At 71.9% G+C, this 11362-nt stretch carries 11 protein-coding genes; 1 reads left to right on the top strand and 10 read right to left on the bottom strand.

What is annotated here, in order from left to right; genetic code table 11:
* Nucleotides 1-187: 187 nt before the first annotated feature.
* The 3 genes from ACGFNI_RS28915 to ACGFNI_RS28905 form a co-directional block, all read right to left on the bottom strand.
* The gene (locus tag ACGFNI_RS28915) at nt 188-3880 is read right to left on the bottom strand and encodes a chromosome segregation SMC family protein (protein WP_393687613.1); all 3693 of its coding nucleotides are present in this window, start codon (nt 3878-3880) and stop codon (nt 188-190) included.
* Nucleotides 3881-4128: 248 nt separating this feature from the next.
* Nucleotides 4129-4335 carry a hypothetical protein gene (locus ACGFNI_RS28910; RefSeq protein WP_030018387.1) on the bottom strand — a complete coding sequence of 69 codons (207 nt, stop codon included), beginning with the start codon at nt 4333-4335 and terminating at the stop codon, nt 4129-4131.
* Nucleotides 4336-4713: 378 nt separating this feature from the next.
* A complete protein-coding gene (locus tag ACGFNI_RS28905) occupies nt 4714-4995 on the bottom strand; it encodes an acylphosphatase (protein ID WP_393687612.1) in 282 nt (93 codons plus the stop codon).
* A gap of 132 nt (nt 4996-5127) precedes the next feature.
* On the opposite strand from ACGFNI_RS28905, the gene ACGFNI_RS28900 reads away from it, so the two are divergent.
* Nucleotides 5128-6057: a CAP domain-containing protein gene (locus ACGFNI_RS28900; protein ID WP_393687611.1), complete on the top strand. Its 930-nt coding sequence runs from the start codon at nt 5128-5130 to the stop codon at nt 6055-6057.
* A gap of 61 nt (nt 6058-6118) precedes the next feature.
* Here ACGFNI_RS28900 and mutM read toward each other — a convergent pair whose 3' ends face one another.
* From mutM to rsmD, 7 genes are all read right to left on the bottom strand, one after another.
* Nucleotides 6119-7069 (bottom strand): bifunctional DNA-formamidopyrimidine glycosylase/DNA-(apurinic or apyrimidinic site) lyase, encoded by a 951-nt coding sequence (mutM, locus tag ACGFNI_RS28895; protein WP_393687610.1) that lies wholly within the window; start codon nt 7067-7069, stop codon nt 6119-6121.
* Nucleotides 7070-7152: 83 nt separating this feature from the next.
* On the bottom strand, nt 7153-8025 hold the full coding sequence (gene rnc / locus ACGFNI_RS28890) for a ribonuclease III (protein WP_393687609.1): 873 nt from the start codon (nt 8023-8025) through the stop codon (nt 7153-7155).
* Between the two features lie 7 nt (nt 8026-8032).
* Complete coding sequence (gene rpmF, locus ACGFNI_RS28885) at nt 8033-8206, bottom strand: 50S ribosomal protein L32 (RefSeq protein WP_003951102.1); 174 nt, start codon at nt 8204-8206, stop codon at nt 8033-8035.
* Between the two features lie 2 nt (nt 8207-8208).
* Nucleotides 8209-8802: a YceD family protein gene (locus ACGFNI_RS28880; protein ID WP_393687608.1), complete on the bottom strand. Its 594-nt coding sequence runs from the start codon at nt 8800-8802 to the stop codon at nt 8209-8211.
* Nucleotides 8803-8985: 183 nt separating this feature from the next.
* The gene (locus ACGFNI_RS28875; RefSeq protein WP_393687607.1) at nt 8986-10101 is read right to left on the bottom strand and encodes an ATP synthase F0 subunit B; all 1116 of its coding nucleotides are present in this window, start codon (nt 10099-10101) and stop codon (nt 8986-8988) included.
* Between the two features lie 130 nt (nt 10102-10231).
* Nucleotides 10232-10711 (bottom strand): pantetheine-phosphate adenylyltransferase, encoded by a 480-nt coding sequence (gene coaD / locus ACGFNI_RS28870; RefSeq protein WP_393687727.1) that lies wholly within the window; start codon nt 10709-10711, stop codon nt 10232-10234.
* Between the two features lie 26 nt (nt 10712-10737).
* Complete coding sequence (rsmD, locus tag ACGFNI_RS28865; RefSeq protein WP_393687606.1) at nt 10738-11337, bottom strand: 16S rRNA (guanine(966)-N(2))-methyltransferase RsmD; 600 nt, start codon at nt 11335-11337, stop codon at nt 10738-10740.
* Between the last annotated feature and the right edge of the window lie 25 nt (nt 11338-11362).

The following is an 11362-nucleotide window of genomic DNA, read 5'->3' as shown; positions in this document are numbered from 1 at the left end:
CTGGCCCTCCCAGTGGCGCATACGTTGGGGACACCCACCACTTGAAGGTAAAAACAACGTTGCCGAGACTATGCCTTCAAGTTTCTAAGTCAATAGGGCGTGATGGATTTGTTTCACGGCACCACAGAGCCCACTTCATTCAAGTTCTGAAGAGAGGCTGGCTGACCTCAGCAAAGGCCCCGCGGCCTCATCGCAGCCGTTGGCTGATGACCTTGGACACCCCGTCGCCCTGCATCGAAACGCCGTACAGGGCGTCGGCGACCTCCATCGTCCGCTTCTGGTGCGTGATCACGATCAGCTGGGAGCTTTCCTGAAGCTCCTCCATGATCCCGATCAGCCGCTGGAGGTTGGTGTCGTCGAGCGCCGCCTCCACCTCGTCCATCACGTAGAACGGGCTGGGCCGCGCCTTGAAGATCGACACCAGCAGCGCCACGGCCGTCAGCGACCGCTCGCCGCCGGACAGCAGCGAGAGCCGCTTGACCTTCTTCCCCGGCGGGCGCGCCTCCACGTCCACACCGGTGGTCAGCATGTTGCCGGGGTCGGTCAGCACCAACCGGCCCTCGCCGCCCGGGAAGAGCCGCGCGAAGACCCCCTGGAACTCCCGCGCGGTGTCCTCGTACGCCTCGGTGAAGACCTGCTCGACCCGCTCGTCGACCTCCCTGACCACCTGCATCAGGTCGGCCCTGGTCTTCTTCAAGTCTTCAAGCTGTTCACTGAGGAACCGGTGCCGCTCCTCCAGCGCCGCGAACTCCTCAAGCGCCAGCGGGTTCACCTTCCCGAGCTGCTGGTACGCCCGCTCGGCCGCCTTCAGCCGCTTCTCCTGCTCGGCCCGTACGTACGCCACCGGCAGGTTCCGCGGATGCTCCGGGTCATCGGGCAGCTGCTCGCCGTCGGCCGCGGGCGACGGCGGCACCGGCTGGTCGGGGCCGTACTCCGCGACAAGACCGGCCGGCTCCACCCCCAGCTCCTCCAGCGCCTTGGTCTCCAACTGCTCGATCCGCATGCGCTTCTCGGCGCCCAGCACCTCACCGCGGTGCACCGAGTCCGTCAGCTTGTCCAGCTCGGACGCCAGCTCCCGGCTCCGGCCGCGCTCCGCCACCAGCGACTGCTCGCGCTCCCCCTTCGCCCGCTCCGCCGCCGCCCGCTCCTCCTCGGCCCGGACGACCGACACCTCGACGTGCGCCAGCAGCTGCCGCGCGCCGGAGGCGACCGCGGCGGCCACCTCCGCCTCGTGCCGCAACCGGGCGCGCCGCTGCTCGGCCCGCGCCCGCGCCTCACGCTCCGCCCGCGCCCCGCGGTCCAGCGCGTCCGCGCGCCCGGCGAGCGCCTTCACCCGCTCCTCGTGCGTACGCGCCTGGAGCCGCGCCTCCATCTCCGTCTGCCGCGCGTTCGCCCCGTCCGCCGCCAGCCGGTCCCGTACCGAGGTGTCCGGCTCCTCATCGGCCGGCTCCTCCTCGGCGACGGCCAGCCGTTCGGCCAGCTCCTCGGCCTCATCGGTGGCCCGCAGCAGCGCCTCATCGGCCTTCGCCGCCGCCGCGGCGGACCGCTCCGCCTCGCCCGCGGCGGCCCTGGCCTGCCCGCCGAGCCGTCCCAGGTCCCCGGCGATCCGCGACTTCTCCCGGTCGGCCGCCCGCCGCCCGGCGTCGGCCTCTTCGACCTGCGCGGCGGCGACGGTGCGCCGCTCGGCCGCCGCCCGCTGCTCCTGCGCCAGCGCCGTGCAGCGGGTGGCCAGTTCCGCCAGTTCGGCCGCCGCCTCGTCGACGGCCGCCTGCACCTCCAGCAGGCTCGGCGCACCGGCCGACCCGCCGTGCGCGAAGTGCGCGCCGAGCACGTCGCCCTCGCCGGTGACCGCCGTCAGCTCCGGCCGCGCGGCGACCAGTTGCTCGGCGTCCTCCAGCGTCCCGACGACCACCACGTCCCGCAGCAGCCGGTGCGCCGCGTCCGCCAACTCCGCGGGCCCGCCGACGAGTTCGGCGGCCCGCACCGGCGCGCCACGGGGCCCCGGCACCCGGTGCGCCGCGTCCTGCCCCGCGCCGGACGGCCGGGCAGGCCCCGGCACCCGCGGGGATTCCTGCGGCCCCGCGCCCCCGTCCGTACGGGCCGACGCGGTCTCCTGCCCGGACGTCGCACCCGCGGGCACGGCCTGCCGCGCCTCGTCCCCGAGGGCGCCGAGCAGCATCGCCGCCCGGCCCGCGTCCTGCTCCCGCAGCAGACGAATGGCACCCGCAGCGGCGGCGGGCCCGGTGACCGCGACGGCATCGGCGGCAACCCCCAGCGCGGCGGCGACCGGGATCTCGAAGCCGGGCGCGATGGTGAGCAGTTCGGCCGCGGGCCCGAGCAGACCGGTCAGCGCTCCGGCGGCGGCGAGCAGGGCGCCGCTGCCGTCCTTGCGGCGCAGGCCGAGCGCCAGCGCGTCATGCCGGGCCGATGTCGCGGCCCGCTGCCGCTCGGCCGAGGTCAGCGCCTCGCGCGCGGCGCTCAGCGCCTCCTCCGCACCGGCCAGCTCCCGCCGGGCCGCCGCGTACCGCTCGGCAGGCTCCGCCTCCCCCGCGCCGGTCCCGTCCACCTCGGCCTGCAGCTGCTCGTACTCCTCCTGGGCCGCCGCCGCACGCCGCCCGGCGTCGTCCCTGGCCTCGACGAGCCGGCCGATCTCCGCCTGCGCCGAAGCGGCCCGCCCGCGCGCCGCGCTGACCTGCCCGCTGAGCCTGGCCAGCCCCTCGCGCCGGTCGGCGATGGCACGGGCCGCGTCCCGCAGCCGCCGCTCCTCGTCCGCCAACTGCCGCTCAAGACCGGCACGGTGCTCGACGGTGTCCTCCAGCGCCCGGCTCGCCGCGTCCAGCGCGGCCGTCAACTCCGCCTCCTGCTCCCGGATCCGGGCCGCCTCGCGCTCCATGTCCTCCGGGTCGCGCCCGCGCCGCTCGTCCGGCGGCGCCGCCGAAGCGCTGGCGACCCGTGCCTCGGCCAGCGAGACCGTGCCGCGCACCCGCTCCGCGAACCGCGACAGCTCGTACCAGGTCTGCTGGGCCCCCTGCACCCGCGGCGCCAGCGTACGGACCTCGTCCTCCAGCGCCGCCTCGCGCCGCTGCGCGACGCGCAACCGGGCCTCCGCCTCTTCCTTGCGCTGCTTGAGCGCCGCCTCGTCCGCGATCTCGGCGTGCAGCGCGCGGCGCAGCGTGACGAGGTCGTCGGCGAGCAGCCGCAGCCGGGTGTCGCGCAGATCGGCCTGGATCACGGCGGCCCGCCGGGCGACCGCCGCCTGCCTGCCGAGCGGCTTGAGCTGACGGCGCAGCTCATCGGTCAGGTCCTGCACCCGGGCGAGGTTGGCCTGCATCGCCTCCAGCTTCCGCAGCGCTTTCTCCTTGCGCTTACGGTGCTTGAGTACACCGGCCGCCTCCTCGATGAACGCCCTGCGCCCCATCGGGTCGGCGTGCAGCACGCCGTCCAGCTGGCCCTGGCCGACGATCACGTGCATCTCCCGGCCGATGCCGGAGTCGCTGAGCAGTTCCTGGATGTCCAGCAGCCGGCAGGTGTCACCGTTGATCTGGTACTCGCTGCCGCCGTTGCGGAACATGATCCGGGTGAGGGTGACTTCGGCGTACTCGATGGGCAGCGCCCCGTCGGAGTTGTCGATGGTCAGCGAGACCTCGGCGCGGCCCAGCGGCAGCCGCCCGGTGGTGCCGGCGAAGATGACGTCTTCCATCTTGCCGCCGCGCAGCGACTTGGCGCCCTGCTCGCCCATGACCCAGGACAGCGCGTCCACGACATTGGACTTGCCGGAGCCGTTGGGGCCCACGACGCAGGTGATGCCCGGTTCGAACCGGAGTGTCGTGGCGGAGGCGAAGGATTTGAATCCCCGCAGGGTCAGACTCTTGAGATGCACGCCGTTGGACTCTACCGGCCGCCTCCGGGCGGGCCGTCCCAACATTCCGCCCCCGGCGACCGCCGCGTACCGGGCCGCCGTTTCCTTTCGGTTTCACCGAGTGTGGCGCAGGGCACATCATGCGGTAAGGGAGGGCCGGAACGGGAACGGGGAGCGGAAACGACGAAGGGACGCCGAAGCGTCCCTTGCAGATCTTGCTGAGTGATGCCTCAGGCGGCTGGTGCGGCTCGCCGGCCCTGAGGACGGGGTCAGGTGAGCGCGGGCTCCGCCTGGGGTACGTCGATGCCGTCGAGCATCGAGTCGTCGTGACGTGCGGCAGCGGACAGCATGTCGTTTTCGGCCTGCATCCGGATCAGTTCGGATTCCAGGTCTTGAACGCGCTGCTGAAGCCGTCGCATCTCGGAGAGGACTCGGGGGTCGGAGCCGCCGACGTAACCGAGAAGCGCCTTTGCCATGATGGATGGTCCTCCACAATGAGTGACCGACCGAAGCGGTTGGGTCGTGAGGGATTCGCACCCGCGGTGCTTGTCATTTATGGGGTTCTGAATGCCAAACAGCTAAGGTGCGCGGGGATTCCAGAGTCTCACCAAAAGTTTTGACGGTCAACACGATCACACCGCGTATCCACGGGCGCCCGAGAGTGCGCCGCCTCGAAGGCATGGCGCCGACTCCCCAGAAAGGCCCCGTCGGGTGTGGAGATCATCCGTACAGCGGCAGCCTTGCACGGGTCGGCCGAGTTGGCAACCACCAGCTGAAATCTCCCGTGAGCGGGCGCCAGGAACGGGCCGCGAAGATCACTTTTCGCACGGCGCGGAGGGATCTCCCGGGATCGCTCAGCGGATCGCGAAGCCGTCGTAACCCCCGCGCGGGGTGTCCCATATCTCAGTGACGCCGTCGACCCGGCCGGGCGTGTCTCCGGTGCGCAGCCATTCCAGCAACTGCTCGCAATGGTCCTTGGGGCCTTCGGCGACGACCTGGACCCGGCCGTCCCCGAGATTCAGCGCGAATCCGGCGAGGCTCCCGATGCGCAGCGCGTTGGCGCGGGTGAACCAGCGGAACCCGACGCCTTGGACCTGGCCGCGCACCCAGGCGGTCAGACGGACATCTTCGTTCATGTGTGCACGGTAACCGGCCAATTGCCCACCGAGCACATCACCCCCGTAGCCCATGGCGTACAGTCGCCCGGCAATCGCGTTCACCCGTATGGGTGAACCATGTTGACGCTGAGGACGGAAGGAAGTCAGCGGATGGGCCGCCATCGACGCTCTGCTCCCCACGCCCCGGAACCCGTGGGAGCGCCGCCTGTTGGCGCACCGCACCCGGCCGAGCCCGTGACGTCCGCGCGCGGACGCCGTGCGGCGCGCGGGCGGCGCACCGCACCGGTACGCACCGGGCTGCTCGGCGCATCCGCCGCGGTCGCCATGGGCACCGTGGCGGTCGCCTCCGGGCTGCTCCCGGGGGGCGGGCCGTTCGAGGTGGGCGGCGGTGACCGCGGCGAGCGGGTGCGCGCCGACGCATTGCCTGACGCCGGGCCGCAGGGCACCGAATCGGCGACGCCCACCGAGCGCGCCACGGACCCCGCGAGCCGCGGCGGTACCCGGTCGGCGGCCCCCGGCGCCGACCGTCCGGCCTCCGCCGCCGCCCCGTCCGCCACCCCGTCCCCCGGGCACTCCACCGCCTCCGCACCGGCCCGTGACGGTTCGCCGCACGCCGGGCGGCACGGTGCGAGCTCCCCCGGCACCGCATCCGCGACGCCGGGGACCACCGCGTCCGCGAGCCCCAAGAAGGCCCCGGCCGCCGGGTCTTCCGCGCAGGCGCAGGTGCTGTCCCTGGTCAATCAGGAGCGAGCGCAGGCGGGCTGCTCGCCGGTCCGCGCGGACGGTGAACTGGCCTCCCTGGCACAGGCGTTCAGCGACGACATGGCCGCGCGCGACTTCTTCGACCACACCGACCCGGACGGCGCGAGCCCCTGGGACCGCGCCCGCAAGGCCGGCGTATCCGACCTCGGCGGCGAGAACATCGCCCGCGGCCAGACCGACGCCCACGCGGTCATGGAGTCCTGGATGAACAGCCCGGGGCACCGCGCCAACATCCTCAACTGCGACTACCGGACCCTCGGCGTCGGCATCCACACGGGCCCCGGCGGCCCCTGGTGGACGCAGGACTTCGGGTTCTGACCGGGCGGGCCGCTATCCCGGCCCGCCTCCTTGTGCCGCGTCAGGCGGGGCCCGGCGCAGGTCACGGCCGCGGCGGTCGCTGGCAGCGCGGGCAGAAGTAGCTGGAGCGGTTCATCCAGGGGCGGCGGCGGATCGGGGTGCCGCACCGGCGGCAGGGCTCGTCCTCGCGGCCGTACGCGTCCAGCGAGCGCTCGAAGTAGCCCGATTCACCGTTGACGTTGACGTAGAGGCTGTCGAAGCTCGTGCCGCCGACGTCGAGGGCGGCGGTCATCACCTCCCGTACGTGGCCGAGGAGTTCGGCGGTGCGGGGGCGGGTGAAGGGAGCGGTCGGCCGCTCGTAGTGGAGGCGCGAGCGCCACAGCGCCTCGTCGGCGTAGATGTTGCCCACGCCGCTGATCAGCGACTGGTCGAGCAGGGCGCGCTTGATGGTGGTGCGCTTGCGGCGCAGCGCGTCGTGGAAGGCGTCGTCGTCGAAAGCCGGGTCGAGCGGGTCGCGGGCGATGTGCGCGATGGCGTCCGGGAGCTGGTCGGCGTCGCCCGGGACGGTGTCGTGCAGTGAGAGGCCGCCGAAGGTGCGCTGGTCGACGAAGCGGAGTTCGGTGCCGGCCGCCTCGTCGGGCACCGGGGTGTCCGTGTCGTCGAAGCGGATCCTGATGCGCAGGTGCTTCTCGTCGGGGGCGTCCTGCGGCTGGACCAGCAGTTGGCCGCTCATGCCGAGGTGGGCGAGGACGGCGAGTCCGTGGGTGACGGAGGTGGTGACCGTCGGCGCGATGCCTTCGGCGGCGGTCTGCGCGGCGGGGCCGCCGCCGGTCACCGGCAGCCAGAGGTACTTGCCGCGGCGGCGTGCGACGCCGATCCGCAGCCCCTTCAGCCGGGCCGCGAAGTCGGCCGCGCCCGCGGTGTGCCGGCGGATGGCGCGCGGATGCAGCACGTCGACAGTGTCGACGGTGCGTCCGCTGACCCAGCGCTCCAGTCCGCGGCGTACGACCTCGACCTCGGGCAGCTCGGGCACAGGGGCTCCTCACGTCTCGGGAAAGACTTCTGACCCCGTCCGGAGCGGCGGCACCGCTCCGGACGGGGTCAGAAAGGGGTTGTTCAGCCTGCCGACGACGCGGAGTCGCCGGAAGCCGGGGCCTCGTCGGCGGCGGCCGGCGACGTCTCGCCGGCGGAAACCGCTTCCTCGGCCTTGGCCGCCTCCTCCGCCTTGGCGTGAATGGCACGCCACGCGGACTCCGCCGCCTGCTGTTCGGCTTCCTTCTTGCTGCGGCCGGTGCCGGTGCCGTACGAGACACCACCGACGCGGGCAGCAGCAGTGAACGTCTTCTCGTGGTCGGGGCCGGTCTCACTGACCAGGTACTCCGGGACGCCGAGACCTTCGGTCGCGGTGAGTTCCTGGAGGCTCGTCTTCCAGTCGAGGCCGGCGCCCAGGCTGGAGGACTTCTCGATGAGCGGGTCGAAGAGCCGGTGCACCAGCTCGCCTGCCGCGTCGAGTCCCTGATCGAGATAGACCGCGCCGATCACCGCTTCGAGGGTGTCGGCGAGGATCGATGCCTTGTCCCTGCCGCCCGTGCCCTCTTCGCCCCGTCCGAGGCGGATGAAGGCACCGAGGTCGAGGCCGCGGCCCACCTCGGCGAGTGCACGCGAGTTGACCACCGCGGCCCGGAGCTTGGCCAACTGGCCTTCCGGGAGATCGGGGTGGATGCGGTACAGCGTGTCCGTGACCACCAGCCCGAGCACTGAATCCCCGAGGAATTCGAGCCGCTCGTTGGTGGGCAGACCGCCGTTCTCGTATGCGTACGAGCGGTGCGTCAGCGCACGCACCAGAAGGGCGGACTCGAGGTGGTACCCGAGCCGCCCTTCCAGAAGCGTGTGGGACGAGGCCGTGTCCGCCGGAGTCGGTTCATCCCGCTTACGGGACGACGAATGGGCGTCTTCCGCCTTTTTGGGGCTAGACACAGTGCCTGTCACCAGCCGCTCAGACCTCGAGGACCTGGCGCTTGTTGTAGGTGCCGCAGCTCGGGCACGCGATGTGCTGCTGCTTCGGCTCGTGGCAGCGCTCGCACGCCACCAGGGTGGGGACCGCAGCCTTCCACTGCGACCGGCGGTGGCGCGTGTTGCTGCGCGACATCTTCCGCTTCGGAACAGCCACGGCTACTTCTCCTGAGGTTCATCCCCGCCGACGCGGGGGTCATTGTCGATCTCGCCGTCCTGGTCGGACCCGACGAGTCCCTGCAATGCCGCCCAACGGATGTCGACGGCTTCATGGTGGTGGTCCGGGTCGTCCGCGAGCCGCACTCCGCATTCGGAGCACAGACCCGGGCAGTCTTCCCGGCACACCGGCTGCAACGGCAGTGCGAGCACCACCGCGTCCCGCAGCACGGGTTCGAGGTCGAACATGTCGTCCTCGAGGGAGAGGGTGTCCTCCTCGTCCTCGGCGTCGTCGCCGGATTCCGCGGGGCGGGTCCGGGCGTCGGCGTCGGGGTAGGCGAACATCTCCTGGAAGTCCGCTTCGAGCTCTCGCTCCAGCGGCTCCAGACACCTTACGCACTCCCCCTTCACGGTTGCACGGCCGGTGCCTGTGACAAGCACCCCGTCCATGACCGATTCCTGGCGGAGTTCGATGGCGATCGGGGCGCCCTCGGGCACTCCGATGACCTCGTTGCCGAGGTCCCTGGGGGCCTCGGCGGAGCGGGAGAGCCGCTTGAGCGCGCCGGGACGACGGCCCAGCTCGCGTGTGTCGAACACAAGCGGGGAACGGTGGTCGAGGCGGGCGTTGATGGCTTCCTGCTTTCTGTACTGCGGAGGAGCCACCCGTCACCGGATCGGCGAGTGGGCAGCATCGATCGCGGATGTACACGCGACCGAACAGCCAGGATACTGGACGGGCCCCGATAGGCCCAATCCGCTCCCCTTCGGCCGTCGGACCCGCTACTGGCGGCCCTCTTCGTACTGCCGCAGCTGGTCGAGGTTGATCATGCTGGTGTCGAACAGGCTGGTCTCGTCCAGGGCGCCGGCCTGCGGGGCGTGCCCCTGCGCGGGGTGGTCCTGCGGGGCCTGCTGGGGCTGCGGCGGGGCCTGCTGCGGGACGTAGCCGGCCTGGGGGTCGTAGCCCTGCTGCTGGGGCTGCTGCCAGCCGTAGCCGTACGGGTCCTGCTGCTGGGCGTACTGCGCCTGCTGGTAGGCGTATGCCTCCTGCTGCTGGGTGTAGCCCTGGTCCTGGTAGTAGTCCTGCTGCGGCTGGAGCTGGGACGGGTAGGGCTGCTGTTCCTGCTGCGGCGCCTGGGGCTGGGCGGGGGCCTGCTGCGGCGGCTGCGCGGGGGTGATGCCGGCGAGCCCGGCGAGGTAGTCCGCGTCGGCCTGGTGGCCCGCGCTCTGCGCGTCGTCCTGGGCCGCGAGGTGGGCGCCGAGTTCGTCGATCGCCCGCGCGCCCTGGAGCTTGTCGCGGCCCCGGCCGACCGCTTCGAGCGTCTTGGTCAGCACGGCCTGGAAGGCGCCGAACTTGGCGTCCACATAGGCGTCGGCGCGCTGGGTGAGGGTCGCCGGGTCGGCGCTGCGCTCGGGCGCCTCGGTGTCCGCGTAGCCCTGCTCGTCGAGCCCCGGGCCCCGGCCGAGCAGCTTCTCGCGACCGCGGTCGACGGATCCGATGGTCTTGGTGAGGACGACCTCGAAGTTGGCGAGCTTGCTGTCGACGTAGTCGTCGGCCTCGGCGCGGATCTCCTCGGCCTCCCTGCGGGCCTCGGACAGGATGCGGTCGGCCTCGTCCTGGGACTGCCTGGCGACCTCGGTGTCGGAGATCAGCGAGCCGCGGTGGGCGTGCGCGGACTCGATGATCCGCTCCGCCTCGGCGCGTGCCTCCTCGACCATCTGCTCCCGCCCGCCGAGCAACTCCTGGGCCTGCGCGAGCGATCCGGGCAGCGCGCCGCGCACCTCTTCCAGCAGGGCGAGCAACTCGGCGCGGTTGACCACGCAGGACGCCGACATGGGCACGGAACGGGCGCTGCCGATGGCCTCGACGATCTCGTCGAGCTTCTTCTGCACGTCCACCTTGGACTCGCCACTCTCTGAAGGGATGGAACGAGGGACGGGACGACTGTACGGCCACGGACCGCAGGACCGACACCTACTGACGCCCCGTCAGCCCTTCGTCACGGCCTGCGCGGCCCGCGCGGCGGTCTCACTGCTGCCGGAGCCGCTCGGTCAGCGCTTCGAGGACGAACCCCGGGACGAGGTGGGCGACGTCGCCGCCCCAGGCCGCAACCTCCTTGACGAGGCTGGAGGAGAGGAAGCTGTAGGTGGGGTTGGTGGGGACGAACAGGGTCTCCACTCCGGAGAGTCCGTTGTTCATCTGGGCCATCTGCAACTCGTAGTCGAAGTCGCTGACCGCGCGCAGCCCCTTGACGATCGCGGGGATGTCGCGCTGCTTGCAGAAGTCCACGAGCAGTCCGTGGAAGGACTCGACCTCGACGTTGCCGTATTCGGCGGTGGCCCGGCGGATCAGCTCGATCCGCTCGTCGACCGTGAACAGGCCCTGCTTGGACTGGTTGATCATCACGGCGACGTGGACGACGTCGTACAGCTTGGAGGCACGGGCGATGATGTCCAGGTGACCATTGGTGATGGGGTCGAAGGACCCCGGACAGACGGCGCGGCGCAACTCTGGTTCCTCGCTCTCCGATGCGTTCATGACACGCGTTCCGCCGTCTCGTCAGCGGACGCCGGAGCGGCGCGACCGTACCAAAGCGTCCCCTCGCCGTAGCGACGGGCCTTGATCGCTTCGAAACCGTCCGGCCAGGGAAACGCGCCGCCTCTGGTGCTCCGTTCCACGGTGACGAGTGCGTCGTCCACAAACCAGCCCTGACCACGGAGTGTGAGCAGGATCTCGCACAGCTCGGCGTCGGTGACGGCGTACGGCGGGTCGAGGAAGGCGATGTCGTACGGGTCGCCGGGCGGCGGGGCGGCGGCGGTCTGTTCGGCCTTGCCTGAACGGACTTCGGCGCCCGGCAGGCCGACCGTGCGGACGTTCTCGCGGAGGGTGCGGACGGCGCGCGGGTCGGCCTCGACGAGCAGGACGTGCGCGGCGCCGCGGGACAGCGCCTCCAGGCCGACGGCGCCGGAGCCGCCGTAGAGGTCGAGCACCCGGGCGCCGGCCAGCGGTCCTTCCAGTGATTCCCAGGTGGAGAAGAGGCCCTCGCGCGCGCGGTCGGATGTCGGGCGGGTGCCGTTTCCTGGTGGCACGGCCAGGCGGCGTCCGCCGGCCGTACCGGCGATCACGCGGGTCATGGGGCCTGTCCTTACGTGGTGTGCG

It is taken from the genome of Streptomyces sp. NPDC048644, assembly GCF_043199105.1.
Classification (GTDB): Bacteria; Actinomycetota; Actinomycetes; order Streptomycetales; family Streptomycetaceae; genus Streptomyces.
The sequence above is the reverse complement of the archived record's forward strand: the minus strand, read 5'-3'. Positions and strand labels throughout refer to the sequence as shown.